Annotated in this window: 13 protein-coding genes; 4 read left to right on the top strand and 9 right to left on the bottom strand. The window is 77.1% G+C overall.

Features of this window, described 5'->3' with window-relative positions; genetic code table 11:
- Window position 1 precedes the first annotated feature (1 nt).
- The 5 genes from ACFPM7_RS24470 to ACFPM7_RS24450 are packed head-to-tail and all read right to left on the bottom strand — an operon-like array spanning window position 2 to window position 6,045.
- The gene (locus ACFPM7_RS24470; protein ID WP_378250103.1) at window positions 2–1,555 is read right to left on the bottom strand and encodes a class I adenylate-forming enzyme family protein; all 1,554 of its coding nucleotides are present in this window, start codon (window positions 1,553–1,555) and stop codon (window positions 2–4) included.
- The gene (locus ACFPM7_RS24465) at window positions 1,552–2,838 is read right to left on the bottom strand and encodes an FAD-dependent oxidoreductase (protein ID WP_378250102.1); all 1,287 of its coding nucleotides are present in this window, start codon (window positions 2,836–2,838) and stop codon (window positions 1,552–1,554) included. The genes ACFPM7_RS24470 and ACFPM7_RS24465 overlap by 4 nt, the downstream gene beginning before the upstream one ends.
- Window positions 2,838–3,800 (bottom strand): UbiA family prenyltransferase, encoded by a 963-nt coding sequence (locus ACFPM7_RS24460; RefSeq protein ID WP_378250101.1) that lies wholly within the window; start codon window positions 3,798–3,800, stop codon window positions 2,838–2,840. Before ACFPM7_RS24460 ends, ACFPM7_RS24465 begins: the two co-directional genes overlap by 1 nt.
- Window positions 3,797–4,924 carry a DegT/DnrJ/EryC1/StrS family aminotransferase gene (locus ACFPM7_RS24455; RefSeq protein WP_378250100.1) on the bottom strand — a complete coding sequence of 376 codons (1,128 nt, stop codon included), beginning with the start codon at window positions 4,922–4,924 and terminating at the stop codon, window positions 3,797–3,799. The genes ACFPM7_RS24460 and ACFPM7_RS24455 overlap by 4 nt, the downstream gene beginning before the upstream one ends.
- Window positions 4,921–6,045, bottom strand: a complete 1,125-nt coding sequence (locus ACFPM7_RS24450) for a DegT/DnrJ/EryC1/StrS family aminotransferase (protein WP_378250099.1) — start codon at window positions 6,043–6,045, stop codon at window positions 4,921–4,923. The genes ACFPM7_RS24455 and ACFPM7_RS24450 overlap by 4 nt, the downstream gene beginning before the upstream one ends.
- A gap of 224 nt (window positions 6,046–6,269) precedes the next feature.
- On the opposite strand from ACFPM7_RS24450, the gene ACFPM7_RS24445 reads away from it, so the two are divergent.
- Window positions 6,270–7,136 carry an Ldh family oxidoreductase gene (locus ACFPM7_RS24445; protein ID WP_378250098.1) on the top strand — a complete coding sequence of 289 codons (867 nt, stop codon included), beginning with the start codon at window positions 6,270–6,272 and terminating at the stop codon, window positions 7,134–7,136.
- Between the two features lie 153 nt (window positions 7,137–7,289).
- Here ACFPM7_RS24445 and ACFPM7_RS24440 read toward each other — a convergent pair whose 3' ends face one another.
- Window positions 7,290–7,820, bottom strand: coding sequence for a methylated-DNA--[protein]-cysteine S-methyltransferase (locus tag ACFPM7_RS24440; RefSeq protein WP_378250097.1), 531 nt, complete (start codon window positions 7,818–7,820; stop codon window positions 7,290–7,292).
- A 159-nt stretch (window positions 7,821–7,979) separates the two neighbouring features.
- On the opposite strand from ACFPM7_RS24440, the gene ACFPM7_RS24435 reads away from it, so the two are divergent.
- Window positions 7,980–8,189, top strand: coding sequence for an antitoxin (locus ACFPM7_RS24435; protein WP_378250096.1), 210 nt, complete (start codon window positions 7,980–7,982; stop codon window positions 8,187–8,189).
- Window positions 8,190–8,275: 86 nt separating this feature from the next.
- On the opposite strand, the gene ACFPM7_RS24430 is transcribed toward ACFPM7_RS24435, so the two are convergent.
- A complete protein-coding gene (locus tag ACFPM7_RS24430; protein WP_378250095.1) occupies window positions 8,276–8,500 on the bottom strand; it encodes a hypothetical protein in 225 nt (74 codons plus the stop codon).
- Between the two features lie 274 nt (window positions 8,501–8,774).
- Between ACFPM7_RS24430 and ACFPM7_RS24425 the strand changes: the two genes are divergently transcribed.
- Together ACFPM7_RS24425 and ACFPM7_RS24420 are read left to right on the top strand one after the other, a co-directional pair.
- Window positions 8,775–9,863, top strand: a complete 1,089-nt coding sequence (locus tag ACFPM7_RS24425; RefSeq protein ID WP_378250094.1) for a S1 family peptidase — start codon at window positions 8,775–8,777, stop codon at window positions 9,861–9,863.
- A gap of 80 nt (window positions 9,864–9,943) precedes the next feature.
- Window positions 9,944–10,390 carry a DUF1707 SHOCT-like domain-containing protein gene (locus tag ACFPM7_RS24420; protein ID WP_378250093.1) on the top strand — a complete coding sequence of 149 codons (447 nt, stop codon included), beginning with the start codon at window positions 9,944–9,946 and terminating at the stop codon, window positions 10,388–10,390.
- Between the two features lie 24 nt (window positions 10,391–10,414).
- Here the strand turns inward: ACFPM7_RS24420 and ACFPM7_RS24415 are convergent, their stop codons facing one another.
- Together ACFPM7_RS24415 and ACFPM7_RS24410 are read right to left on the bottom strand one after the other, a co-directional pair.
- Window positions 10,415–12,790, bottom strand: coding sequence for a LuxR C-terminal-related transcriptional regulator (locus tag ACFPM7_RS24415; RefSeq protein ID WP_378250092.1), 2,376 nt, complete (start codon window positions 12,788–12,790; stop codon window positions 10,415–10,417).
- Window positions 12,787–14,031: an Hsp70 family protein gene (locus ACFPM7_RS24410; RefSeq protein ID WP_378250091.1), complete on the bottom strand. Its 1,245-nt coding sequence runs from the start codon at window positions 14,029–14,031 to the stop codon at window positions 12,787–12,789. Before ACFPM7_RS24410 ends, ACFPM7_RS24415 begins: the two co-directional genes overlap by 4 nt.
- Window positions 14,032–14,162: the final 131 nt, after the last annotated feature.

The following is a 14,162-nucleotide window of genomic DNA, read 5'->3' as shown; positions in this document are numbered from 1 at the left end:
CTCAGCTCCACCCGCCGCCGCCGTAGCCCGCCCCCAGGCGCAGCAGCGCCCGCAGGTCGCCTCGGCGGATCACGCCGGTCGCCGTGCGGGGCAGGCTGTCCGCGGGCAGCACCACCGGGTTCGCCATCGCGGGCAGATCGCGGGCGGCCGTGCCCCATGCCGCCGGGTCCAGCCTGCCGTCGCGCACGACCACCACCGGGACCGGCACCCGGCCGCGCACCGGCAGGACCGCGCACTCCAGCACGCCGGGCAGGCGGTCGGCGAGCACGTCCTCCAGCTCCAGGCAGCTCTGCCCCGGCAGCACGTCCACTTCGCGGTCCAGCAGGCGGTACGCGCCCGTGCGGGTGCGCACGCCGACGTCGCCGGTGTGCCACCAGTGGCCCGACTCCTTCGCCGCCCAGCGCTCGTCCTCCCCGACATAGGCCGCGCCCAGCGCCGACGTGCGCACCTGCAGCAGCCCGGCTCGGCCCGCGGGCAGTCGACGGCCGGTCTCCGGGTCGACCACCCGGACGCGGGTGCGGCCGGGGACCGGGCGGCCCACGGTGCTCGGGTGGCGCGCGCCCGGTTCGGCCACCGTCGCCCGGGTGATCAGGCGGTGGGTCAGCGGGCCGGTTTCGGCCTGGCCCCAGGTCTGCACCCACACCGGGCGGGCGCGGCGGGACGCGGAGAGGAAGGCCCGCGCGGTCGGCGGGTGCACGGCGTCGCCGGTGCTGGTGAAGATCCGGACGTCGGCGAACAGGCCGGCGTCGGCGGTGGACTCCCAGCGCAGGTACACCGACGGCAGCGCGTCCACCGTCGTCGGCGGGTGCGCGCGCAGCACGTCGGCCGAGCCGGAGCCGCTGACGACCAGCCCGCGCGGGCCGCGCCACAGCGCGCCCGCCGTCCACGGGATGGCGCGCACGTCGCAGTAGGCGATGGCCGAGGCCGCGGTGTCGTCCCGGCCGGGCGAGAGCACCGGGACGCGGCGGGATTGCCTGGCCGCCAGCCGCATCAGCGAATCGCCGGTGTGCACCACCAGCTTCGGCGTCCCCGTGGTGCCCGCGGTGTGCGCGATGGCCAGCGGCACGTCCGCGTGCCTGCGCACGAAGCCGGGCGGCCGGGTGCCGCGCAGCGCGTCCAGGTCGAGCGCGCCGACGCGCCGCCCGTCGAGCACCAGCACGCGGCGGGCGGCGCCGAGCAGGTCCGGCGCGGTGTCGAGCACCGCCGAGGTGGTGACCAGCAGCGCCGCGTCGAGCCTGCCGAGCAGCACCCGCAGGACCTCGGGCGCGAGCCGGTCCGACAGCAGGGCCGGGACCGCGCCGAGCCGGGCGGCCGCGGCGGCCAGCAGGACGTAGTCCCAGTGGTTCTCCTTGACCACCGCCACCCGGTCGCCCGGCACGACGCCCGCGCCGTGCAGCCACCCGGCCGCGTTGCGCACCAGGCCCGCCACGTCGGCGGGGGTGTACGAGGCCCCGAAGTCCGGCGCGATGTCCAGCGGCCGGTCCAGCTCGACGGGGGTGCGCACGCCGCGGTCGACCAGCTCGTCGAACAGCGACCCGAGGTCCGTCGGCTTCACGGCCCGACCGCCGCGGGCACGGCCGCCCCGATCCGCTCGGCCACCAGCTCCGCCGAGCGCGCCGCCCCCTCGACGCAGGGCCGCAGCGCGTACCAGTCGCCCGCGTACTCCACCGCCGACGGCGCGCGCCGCGCGAACTCCCCGCGGGCGGCCAGCGCCGCGGGCGTCGGCATCGGCTGCCCGTGCCGGAACGCCGACACCACGGTCCGCCTGATCCGCAGGCCGGGCAGGTACCGCCGGGCCTCGGCGAGCAGCACGTCGGCCGCGTGCTCGGCGGGGGCGTCCACCAGCTCGCCCGCCACGGCCTGCCCGGCGAGCAGCGTCACCAGGCCGCGCCCGCGGGGCACCCGGTACGGGTGCTTGCGGTCGCCGAAGCACACCGCGGCCAGCACCGGGTTCTCCGCGGGCGGGAACAGCAGCCCGTACCCGCCGCCCGGGGCCAGGACCGGCGTCTCCAGCAGGCACGCCACGGCCACCATCGGCCGGAACGCCACCGCGCGCACGTACGCAGGCGCGTCCGGGTGCAGCGCGGCCGCGACCGGGGCGGGCACGGCGAGCACGACCTGCCGGGCGGTGATGTCGGCCTCCCCGATCCGCAGCCGCGCGCCCGAGCGGGTCTCGGCGACCTCGGTGACGGCCATCCCGGTCGACACCGCGACCCGCTCGGCCAGCGCCCGCGCCAGCGTGTCCATGCCGTCGCGGAAGACCCGCGCGCCGCCGCCGACGGAGGCGAGGTGCGCCAGCAGCGGGCCCGCGCACGCCAGCGCCGGGTCCCACCCGAGCGGCCCGGACGCCAGAGCGGCGAAGACGTGCTCGCGCAGTTCCGGGGGCTTGCGCCGGACCAGGTCGGTGACCGTGGCCAGGCCGAGCGGGGTCGCCTCGGGGTGCTCGGGGTCGTAGCGCCCGGGGCGCAGTCGCGCGCCGAGGCGCAGCCGGGCCAGCGCCAGCCGCGCGGGGATGCCGAGCCCGGCGGAGCGCGGGTCGCCGAAGCCGGGGTGCGCCCGGCCCTCCCGCCAGGCGGCGAGCCCGGCCTGCACGGGCGGGGCGTCGTCGTCGGTCAGCCCGACCTCGGCCATGAGCCGCCGGGTGGCCGGGTGGCCGCGGTCGCCGAAGACCTCGGCGCCGGTGTCGACGAGCCAGCCGCCCAGGCGCGCCGTCCTGGTGCGCCCGCCGACGTGGTCGGCCGACTCGAACACGTGCGCGCGCCTGCCCGCCGCGCGCACCCGGTGCGCGACCGCGAGCCCGGCGACGCCCGCGCCGACGACGGCGACGTCCAGGTCCACTAGTGCCCTCCGAGCAGGGGTGCGAACAGGTTCACCAGGATCAGCAGCGACACCGTGACCCGGTGGGCGTGCAGGCCGAGCAGCCGCGCGCCCGCCAGGTCGCCGTAGCCGACGCCGTGGCGCAGCTGCGCGGCGCGCAGCCCGGTCGCGGGCAGCATGGCCAGCGCGAACCACCACGGCGCCGCGCCGAGCAGGGACGCGGCGACGACCAGCCCGACCTCGGCGGCGGTCAGCGCGGCGATGAACAGCCGGTTTCCCCGGCCGGTGAGCAGCACCGCCGCCGTCGGCCTGCCCACCGACGCGTCGCCGCGGGCGTCGCGGGTGTTGGCGTAGACGCCGACGAGCAGCGGCCCGAACCCGAACAGCGCCGCCTGCACCACCGCGAACCCGGTCAGCTCGCCGGTGCACAACCCCACGGCGGCCAGCACCAGCCCCGCGCCGAACCCGGCGAGGACGACCTCCTGCAGCCCGCGATAGCTGATCTTGATCCCGCGCGAGTACTGCACCGCGCCGAAGAAGCAGCCCGCCAGCAGCAGCACCGACCACAGTGGATGGTGCTCGGCGAAGGCGACGGTCCAGGTCCACACCAGCAGTCCGAACAGCGTCGCGCCCCAGCCGAACAGCACGGCCTCGCGCTCGGTCAGCTCGCCGGTCAGCAGCGGCTTGCGGTGCAGGCGGCGGCGCGGCGGCGCGGCGGCGGACGCTGAGTCGCGCGGGGCGCAGTTGGCCCAGTCGCGGCCGTCGCGGAAGCCCGCCACGTCGTCGAAGGCGACCGCGCCCGCCACGACACCGACCGCGCCGATGAGGAAGAGCCCGAGCGTGGCGAGCGCGGCGGGGTCGTCCCTGGCCGGGCCGCACAGCGACCAGGCCAGCGGCACGGCGAGGTAGTAGTCCCAGATGTCGAGCTTGGCCAGCCTGGCGTACGCGCCGACGCGGGTCGGCGCGGTGAAGAGGGTTGTCACCTCTGGATCTCCCGGTAAGAGCGCACGGCGTCGGCGATGTGCTCGACCTGCGTGTCGGTCAGGTGCGGGTGGACGGGCAGAGCGAGCATGCGTGCGCCCGCCAGCTCCGCGTGCGGCCAGAACCGCCTGCCGCGCGCGTGCGGGGCGAAGGCAGGCTGGCCGGGCAGCGGCGTCGGGTACGGCACATGCGTGCCGACGCCGCGCACGGCCAGGTGTCTGCGCAGGTCGTCGCGGCGTTCGGCGAGCAGGCAGTAGCCGGAGAAACAGGTGCCGTCGAGGGCGGGCGGCGGGGCCTGCACGCCGTGCTCGACCAGGTCGGAGAACTGCTCGGTGTAGTGCTCGGCGATGCGCGCGCGGCGCTCCAGGCGCTCGGCGAGCCCGGCGAGGCGGTGCAGCTGGTACTCGGCGACGATCTCGTCGATGCGGCTGGCGCGGCCGACGGCGTGGTGGACGAACCGGGTGCGGCCGTCCTGGCCGTGGTCGCGCAGCGCGCGCACCGCCTCGGCGATGGCCGGGTCGTCGGTGAGCACGGCCCCGCCCCCGCCGACCGCGCCGAAGGGCTTGGGCCGGGCGAAGGAGAACACCCCGGCCTCGCCCCAGCGCCCGGCGGGCACCCCGGCGAGCACGCCGCCCTGGGCGGCGGCGGAGTCCTCGACCAGCCGCACACCGTGGCGCTCGGCGAGCGCGGCGAGGGTGGGCATGTCGGCCATCACCGAGAACAGGTGCGCGGGCATGATCGCGGCGGTGGCGTCGGTGATGGCCATCTCGACCTCGTAGGGCTCCACCACCATCGTCCAGGGGTGCACGTCGGCGAAGACCGGCGTGGCGCCCGCCAGGGTGACCGCGGCGGCCTGCGCGGCGCAGCCCAGCGCCGGGACGACGACCTCGTCGCCGGGGCCGATGTCCATGGCGCGCAGCACGAGCAGCAGGGCGTCGGTGCCACTGGCGCAGGTGAGGACCTCGGCCGCGCCGGTGTGCCCGCGCAGCGCCGCCTCGAAGGCGGCGCCGCGGTGGCCGAGCGCGAAGGTCTGCGCCGGGTCGGCCCCGACGCGGCGCACGGTCTCCAGGAGCAGGTCGCGGTCCTGGTCGGCGAGGTCGGGTGGGAAGTACGGGACCGCGGTCACGACGGTCTCCCGTGGAAGGCGAGGACGAGGTCGCAGACCCGCTCGACGGAACTGTCCAGGGGGCTCTCGGCGAGGTCGGGGTACAGGGGCAGGGCGATGAGGCGGGCGGCGGCGGCCTCGGCGGCGGGGAACTCGCCCGCGCGGTGGCCGAGGTGGGCGAAGCAGGGCTGGGCGGGTGTGGCGAGCCGGTGGCGGATCTCGGTGGCCACGCCGTGCGCGGCCAGGTGCCCGGCCAGCTCGGCGCGGCGCTCGACACCGATGAGGTAGCCGGAGAAGACCGCGTCGGCGCACTCGGCGGGCGTCTCGACCACCTCCGCCAGGCGCGCGGTGTAGGCGGCGGCCAGCTCGGCGCGGCGGGCCGTGTCGGCGTCGAGGCGGGTCAGCTTGGCCAGCAGCACCGCGGCCTGGACGTCGCCGAGGGGGCAGTTCAGGCCGGGCAGCACCGCTTCGGCGGCGACGGCGGGCGGCAGGCCGCGGGCGCCGAGGTGGCCGGGTCCGCGGAGCACCTCGACGGTGTCGGCGAGGCGGTCGTCGTCGGTGAGGACCACGCCCGCGTCGCCGAGCGCGCCGAGGGGGGCGTCGGCGGCGCAGGAGAGCGCGGCGCCGCCGCCCGCGGGCCCGGCGGGCACGGCGGTGTCCTCCAGCAGGCTCAGGGCGAAGCGGTCGGCGACCGCGCCGAGCGCGGCGAGGTCGGGGGGCCGGTGGCCGGGGCGGGCGACCAGCAGGGCGCGGGTGCGCTCGGTGACGGCGGCGGCGGCCGCGGCCGGGTCGATGGCGAGGTCGGGGCCGATGTCGGCGAACACCGGGCGCGCGCCCGCGCGCACGACGGCCGAGGCTGCCTCCACCCCGCCGAAGGCGGGCACGACGACCTCCTCGCCCGGCTCGACGCCGACGGCGCGCAGCAGCAGCTCCAGCGCGGCGGGGCCGGAGCGGACGGCGACGGCGCGCGCGGCCCCCACCCGCTCGGCGACGGCGGTCTCGAAGCGGGCGACGACGTCGGCGCCCGCGGCGGACTCGGCGATGGCGGACTCGGCGAGCGGCCGGACGGCCTCCCACCCGGCGGCCTGGGCGAAGAACGGGACCGGCACGGCGGGCGCGGTGAGCGCGGCGGCGTGCTCCATGCGTGTCCTTTCCGGACTGAGCGGGGAGACCGGCGGACACCGGTCCGCCGCACGACACTATCCAGGCGGGAAATCGCTTGCCGCGCAACACATCCAAAGATCACACGGCCGAGTGACGCACGTTGACAGCCCCGGAGCCCGTCGCCATCGTGTGGGAACCGCGTGCCGTGTCCCCCGATCGTGTGGCGCACACGTGGCTCCCTCCCCACCCCCGCTGAGGAACGATGACCGACCTCGACACCGCGCCAGCGCCCGCGTCCACGCGGGTGCCCGTCGGCGCGCTGCTGGACTTCACCGCCGCCGTGCTCTTCGCCCACGGCCTGCCCGCCGCCCGCGCCACCGCGGCGGCCGAGGCGCTCTGCCACGGCGACATCACCGGCTCCCCCGAGCACGGACTGACGACGCTGGCCCGCGTGCACCTGCCGCTGCTGGCCTCCGGCCGGGTAGACCCGGACGCCGAGCCGAGGGTCGCCGCCGACCGCGGCGCCGCGGTGCTGCTCGACGCCGCCGACGCCCCCGGGCTGTGGCTGGCCTGCGAGGCCGCCGACCTGGCCTGCCGCAGGGCCGCCGCGCACGGCGTCGGCGTGGTGGCGGTGCGCGGCGGCCTCGCCTACGGCCGCCCGGGGCACGCGGCGCTGCGGGCCGCCCGGCGCGGCATGGTCGGCGTCGTCACCCTGGCCGACGGGACGCTGGCGGTGGCCGCGCCCGGGGGCGGCAGGCCGCCGCTGCTGCTCGACGCCGACCCCGGCGGGGCGGGCGCGCTGGGCTTGGCGGTGCGGGTGCTGGCCGCGCTGGTCCCCGGCGCCGGGATCGGGCCGCTCAGCGGGGGCACGGGGGACACTGGGGGCTCAGGGGGCTGCACGGCGCTGGTGCTCGCGCCGGGGGCGCTGCGCGGAGCGGACGCGTTCGACCGGGACGCGGCCGCGCTGCTGACGCCTTTCCTCGACCCGCACGGCGCCTACCCGGGCTGCCGGGAGGCCCGCCTCGCCGCCGAGGCCGACGCCCGCGGCGTGCCGCTCTCCCACCGCCTCGTCGACGACCTCGTCGCGCTGGCCCGCGGGCTCGGCCTGCGGGTGCCGGACACCTGCTGAACTCGCCGGGAGACGGCTCGGGCCCCGGGGGATCACCCCGGGGCCCGAGCCGGTTCCACGCGCCCGTTCAGCGGCCTGGCGCTCGTCCACGCCCGATGGCCGCCCGCGCCGCCCTCGGTGTCCCGATGCCGGCCGGACGCGCTGCTTCCGTGATCACGACCCTAGTGCCGCCACCCGCGCCGGGCACGCCGGGCCCGGGTCACCTTTCGGGCGGATTCCGCGCTCGAAGTCCAGCAGGTAGCGCTTGCGCTCGACGCCGCCGCCGTAGCCGGTGAGGTCGCCGCCGGAGCCGATGACCCGGTGACAGGGGACGATGAGGCCGATCGGGTTGCGCCCGTTGGCCGCGCCGACGGCGCGGGAGGCCGACGGCCTGCCGACGCGCAGCGCCAGCTCGCCGTAGCTGACGGTCTCCCCGTAGGGGATGTCGCGCAGCGCCTGCCACACCTGCTGCTGGAACGGCGTGCCCACCAGGCGCAGCGGCACGTCGAAGTCGGTCAGCTCGCCGGTGAAGTAGGCGGCCAGCTGCTCCTTGACGGCGGGGAGCAGGTCGTCCTCGCGCGCGCCGAAGACCGCCTCGGCGGGGCGGTGGCGCTGCTCGGCCATGTAGAGCCCGGTCAGCGCGCCGTCGGTGGCGACCAGGGTCAGCTCGCCGACCGGACTGTCTGTAGTGGTGTGGGCACGCACTGGTGTTTCCTCGCTTTCGTTCCGGCTTCCCACAGTGGACCGGGCGCGGCGGCCGTGCTGGCGGGAATCGGACACGAAGATTCGGGTGGCGACGATTCGGGTGGAACCGATCGGGGTACTCGGACGTTGACTGGCTGAGCGACGAGGAAAGGATCGCCCATGCCGCTGTTGAAGCGCCTCACAGCCCTGGCGGGCGCGGCGGCCGCCGCGCGGAACTACGCCCGCAAGAACCCGCAGAAGGTCGAGCGCTGGGCCGCGAAGGCGGGAGCCTTCGTGGACCGCAAGACGCAGGGCAAGTACCACGCGAAGATCGGCACGGCGGTGCGCAGGGTGCAGGACACCGCGCACGGCAGGCCGCGCAGCCGCTAGGACACACCAGCACACCGCGGTACCCACGCCCAGCCGGGCTCCCCCTTCTCCCGGCTGGGCGTTCCGCGTGCTCTGCCGGCGGCGGCTCAGCCGGGCGGCAGCTCATCGATGATGTCGGCCGCGGTGATCCAGTCCGGCGTGGCGGGCGCGTCCTCGTCCAGGGGAACGACGGGCAGCCGCCACCACCCACCGTGAGGGTGCCGCTCGGGCGGTCCGGCGATCACCCCGATGCCGACGAACTGCGGGTTGCCCTCCCGGAAGTCGCACATCCCGAACGTGACGACCGTTCCGGGCTCGGGCCAGGTGTCCATACGGCTCCCCCGCGTGCGCTATTACTCTCGGGTACATCGTGACACAACCTCTGCACGCTTTGTCACCCAGATGGCGGAACGCACCTTTCACGATCGTGTCCACAAAGTCTGAATCCAGTCGGTGAATTCCTCTCAGAACCGACGTTCGTAGGGTGCCCAAGCCCTCCCGGCGCGGTCTAGCGTCGACTCACCGGATCGACCGAGAAACCGGTTGTCCGGTCCGAGTGGGCCACTCTCCGGTCCACTTCGGCCCTGCTATCCAACGGAGAGGTGTATGCGGAAAACCATTGCTGTCGCTGGAGGTCTGGCGACGATCGCCGCAGGTGTCCTGGTGAGCATGCCCGCCAATGCCGCGCCCGAGGCGCTTGTCCCGGCGATGCAGCGCGACCTCGGACTCAGCGCCGAGCAGGTGCATTCACTGGTGGCCAAGGAGAACTCGGCCCGCGAGCTGATTCCCGCCGTGTCGGAGGCGGCGGGAAGCGCGTTCGCGGGGGCCTGGCTGGACAACGGCGCGCTGCGCGTGGGCGTCACCGACGCCGCCGCGGTGGACGCGGTCGAGGCCGCGGGCGGCAGCGCCACCGTCGTTCCACACTCGGCGTCCACTCTGGACAGCACCAAGGCCGCGATCGACGCCAAGGCCGAGGATGCTCCCGCCGAGGTCACCGGCTGGTACGTCGACCTGCGCTCCAACACCGTCGTGGTGAAGGCGCTGTCGACCACCCCCGCCGTCAGTTCCTTCGTGGACAGCTTCAGCGGACCGGTCGAGGTGGCCACCACCACCGAGAAGCCGCGCCTGTTCGCCAACGTCGTGGGCGGCGACGCCTACTACATCAACAGCGCGGGCCGCTGCTCGGTCGGCTTCTCGGTCGACGGCGGCTTCGTGACCGCGGGCCACTGCGGCACGCCGGGCGACTCGGTCAGCGGGTCCGACCAGTCCGCGATGGGCGCCTTCGAGGGCTCGTCCTTCCCCGGTGACGACTACGGCTGGGTCGCCACGAACAGCTCGTGGACCCCGAGCCCGGTGGTCAACGGCTACGGCAACGGCGACGTGACCGTCACCGGCTCCTCGGAGACCGCGGTCGGCGGCAGCATCTGCCGCTCCGGTTCCACCACCGGCTGGCACTGCGGCACCGTCGAGTCGCTGAACGAGACCGTCAACTACGCCGAGGGCACCGTCACCGGCCTCACCAGGACCGACGTCTGCGCCGAGCCCGGCGACTCCGGCGGCTCCTGGGTCAGCGGCACCGAGGCCCAGGGCGTGACCTCCGGCGGCTCGGGCAACTGCTCCAGCGGCGGGACCACGTACTTCCAGCCCGTCAACGAGATCCTCTCGGCCTACGGCCTCTCCCTGGTCACCGGCTGATCACCGCTTCACCCGTCCGCGAACCCGCCCCGGATCACTTTCCGGGGCGGGTTCGCGCGTGTTCTCGTACAGTCGGGGGCATGGCGCGTGACGCGGACATCCGGATCGGGACCGAGGACCGCGAACGCGCGGTGGCCCTGCTCTCCGACCACTTCGCGGCGGGCCGCATCGACGTCGGCGAGTACGAGCAGCGCTGCGCCGTCGCCACCGCCGCCCGCACCAGGGGCGACATCGTCGCGGTCTTCGACGACCTGCCCAAGCCGCACCCGGCGTTCACCGATGACGACCCTGGCGACGCCTCGCCGGACACGCCCGAGGACCCCGACGAGTCCGACCAGATCGTGCCCGCCCCGCGCCGGGAGGTCCTGCAGCGGGCGGTGAAGCGCAGGACGAACAACCTGATCATCGGCGGGTTCGTGCTGGCCTCCCTCGGCGCGATCGTCACCGTGACGGCGATCACCGGGTCGTGGTGGGCACTGGCCCCGGCCCTGCTCGTCGCCCTGGTCCTGGTGGCCGTGATCTCCTAGGGCTGGTCTCCTAGGGCTGGTCTCCTAGGCCCGCACCAGGTCTCGCAGGCGCGAGAGCAGTTCGGCGCGGCTTCCCGCGCCCAGGCGCGAGCGCATCCTGGCCATGTGGTGCTCGACCGTCTTCGCCGAGATGAACAGCTTGTCGCCGATCTGGCGGTAGGTCATGCCCGCGAGCACCAGGCCGGCGACCTGCTGCTCGCGTTCGCTGAGCCGGGCGGGCTCGCCCGCGGCGTCGGGGGCGGGCGTCGCGGCCGGGCCCTGCAGGCCGCGGGCGCACTCCAGCAGCCCGACCATGGCGGCGCGGTCGGGGGTGCGGATGGCGGCTTGGCCCGCCAGGCGCGCGCCGTCCCAGCGCAGGCCCGCGGCGTGCAGGGCACGGGCGGCGGCCTCCACGGCGGCGCGGTCCACCGAGCCGCCGACCACCTGCAGCCACACCCGCGCGGCGTCGGCGAGCGCGGCGGTGACCGGACCGGCGTCCGCCGCGGCGCGCAGGGCCTCGGCGTGCGCGACGGCGGCGTCCGGGTCGTCGGCGAGCAGGTCCGCGTGCAGGGCGTTCCAGTGCGGGACGGTGGTCCACAGTGGAGGATCACCGAGGGCGGCCAGCAGCTCCCGGGCGGCGGCCGTCTGGGCGGCGACCCGGTCGCGGTCGCCGAGGCGGGCGGCGGCCACGGCCAGCTCGCCCAGCGGCAGCAGGGTGAACAGGTCGACCGGCTGCCTGGCCAGGGCCGCGCACGCCTCGTCCCAGCAGCGGCGCAGCGCCCCGATGTCGCTGCCCCTGCGGGCCACGCCCACGGCCAGCCCGGCGGCGAACACCGCGTCGCGGCCCTCCGCGGGGCCGTGCCGGGGGTCGATGGCGGCGCTCGCGGCGGCCTCGTCCCCGGCGACCATGGCGGCCCAGCCGCGCAGCAGCCGGTGCCGCGCGGCCAGCGGCGCACCGCCGACACCCGCGGCGACCGCCCGGCCCAGCACCGGGTCGGCCGCGGTCGGGTCGCCGCCGTGCATGGCCATGATCGCGGCGATCGCCGCCGGACTGTCCGGCAGCAGCGCCGCCGACCCCAGCGGTTCGACGGCCTCGGCGGCATGCACCACAGTGGACACCGCGGCCGCTGTGGCCTCCGCACGGGTGTCGAGGGAGTCGATGAGTCCGCGGGCGGTGGCCGTCACCGCGCCCGCGTACACCGTCGGCGGGGCGTCGCCCGCGTCGGCGAGCGCCGCGCGCGCCTCGGCGAGGCGGCCCGCGCCGACGTGGCCGATCGCGGCGAAGGCGGCCGAGACCGCGCCGCCTCCCCAGGAGTACAGCTCGGCGCTGCGGGCCAGCTGGCCGCGGTGGGCCAGGGCGGCCCCGGCCACCGCGGCGGCCCGGCCGCGCTCGCCGCCGGTGCCGTGCGCGATCAGCCCGTCCACCCGGCGCAGCGCCGCCGCCGGGTCGCAGGCGCGGACCTCGGCCTCGGCCCAGCCGACCTGGTCGACCTCGTACCCCTCGGCGGCGGCCGCCGCGTACAGCCGCACCGCCACGTCCGGCTCGCTCTCCCGGGCGGCGGCGGCGAACAGCTCGGCCACCGCCTGCCCCGAGGCGCCCGCCTCCAGCAGCGCCACCGCGGTCGCCGCCACCGGACCGCCCGCGGCCAGGCGGGCGGCGGCGAGCGCGGCGAGCGCCTCGGCCCGCTCCTCGGCGGGCACCAGCGCCCGCACCGCGGCCCCGGCCACCGGCAGCAGCGCCCCGTCCGGCGCGGTGAGCCCGCCGGAGCGCACCTCGGCGACCACCTCGGCGACGGGCCGCGCCAGCAGGCCGGGCGGCAGCTCGGCCACCCCGGCCTCGGCGGCGACCAGCACCCGCCGGGCGTCGCGGTCGAGCCGGTCGATGTCGAACCGGAAGTCCTCCAGCGCCGCGCCGACCTCGCCCCGGTGCGGGGCGAGGCGCTGCACCAGACCGGGCACGCCGCCGGTGAGGCCGAGCACCGCGTCGGCGTCGGCGGGCTCGCCCGACAGGCGCAGGCAGGCGGCCACCCGGTCGCGGTCGAAGGGGCGCAGCACGATCTGCCCGCGCAGCCGGGCCAGCACCGAGGTCAGTCCGGCGGGCCGCGGCCACGGCCGGGCCGCCACCACCAGGCCGACCCGGTCGTCGGCGGCCAGCTCGGCGACCTCGGCGAGCGCGGCGTCGGTGAGCAGGTGCGCGTCGTCCACCAGCACGAGCCCGGCTTCGGCCGCGAGCCCGCGCCGGTGCCGCCGGGCGCCGGGGCCGTCGGCGAGCAGGTCCAGCAGCGCGGACTTGCCGTAGCCGCCCGGCGCGATCACCGCCAGCCGCACCGGGCCGCGCCCGCCCGCGGCGATGTCGTCGCACAGGCGGCGGGTGGGCGCGTCGAGGACGAGTTCGCCGGGGTGCGGATGACCAGGGATCACCCGCGTCTCCCGCGCCTGCCGAAGCGCCGCGGCGGCGGTCGCAGCGGGGTGATCTCCACCGGCGGGCGCGGCGGCGGCTCGACGTCGTCGGCGAGCGTGACCGGCGGGAACCCCGGGTGCGACACGACGGTCTCCAGCAGTTCCACTTCCCGCGCGGGCACCGGGCTCAGGTCCCGGCCCGCGACCGGTCGCAGCGCCGGGTTCGAGCCCGCGCCGCCCGCCCGGCCGGGGGCCACCGGCCGCAGCGCGGGGTCGGAGCCGCCGCCGTGGCCGAGCACGCCCGCGGCGACCGGCGCGAACCCGGGGATCGAGCCGGTGCGCGGGGCGGGCAGGCGCAGGCGGGCGGCGAGGGCGGCGCCGCGGGCGGGCACCGTCGCCGGGTCCTCCGGGATGGTCGTGGGTGTGGGCAGGCCGGGCAGCAGCTCGGCCAGCAGCGGGACCCGGGCGGTGCCCCCGGCCAGCAGCGCGCGCTCGGGCCGGTGGGCGGCGAGGTAGGCGTGCAGGGCGTCGGTGGTCCTGGTGAGCAGCGGTCGGGCCAGGTCGGCGAAGGCGGCCCTGGTCACCACGGCGTCGGCGACGCGGACCTCGGCGGCGGTGCTCAGCCGCTCCTTGAGGAGCCTGCCGCCGAGGTCGGCGAGCAGGTCGTCCAGGGCCGCGCCCGCGTCGGGCTCGGCGGGTGCGGCGTGGTCGAGCAGGTCGAAGGCGGCGGGGCCCCGGGAGAGCACGGCGAACTCGACGTGCCTGCCGCCCACCAGCGCCACCGCGACGGTCCGCCCGACGGCCAGCGGGGCCCGGAAGTGGTCGAATTCGGCGGCGGCGACCGGGGTCGGCAGCAGCAGCGCGCCGGGGAAGCCCGCCTCGGCGAGCGCGTCCCGCAGCAGACCGCGCCGATAGGCCCCCCAACCGGGTGGGTGAGTCACGGCGAGGCGGTCCGGGGGCGCGCCCTCGCCGTCGGCGACCTGGTCCACGACGGCGGCGACGAGGGCGGCGAGCAGGTCGTGCGCGGTGTAGGCGACGCCGTCGAGCAGGACGGGGACGTCGTCGCCCACCTGGTCGAGCAGGTCGGCGGCCACCTGGCCCGGGTCGGCGCCCAGGGCCCGCGCGCCCACCTCCATCCGCCCGCCCGCGACCGCGAGCACGGCGGGGACGCCGGCGATGACCACCGCGGGCGGGCCGTCGTGCCTGCACACCGCCGCCGCGCCGCTGGTGCGGCCGACGTCGACGCCGAGCACGTACGGCATGTCGGACTCCTCCATCGGGACGCGGCCAGGTACCCCTGTTCGTACCAGGCCGCGACCCCCGCATCGCAACCCCGGGTGGTCGGTCGGTGACCCCCTAATCCCCTAACGAGTGAATCCGCATCCCCGATTAG

The sequence above is a fragment of the Actinokineospora guangxiensis genome, assembly GCF_042657845.1.
Classification (GTDB): Bacteria; Actinomycetota; Actinomycetes; order Mycobacteriales; family Pseudonocardiaceae; genus Actinokineospora; species Actinokineospora guangxiensis.
This window is presented reverse-complemented; position numbering and strand designations above follow the sequence as displayed.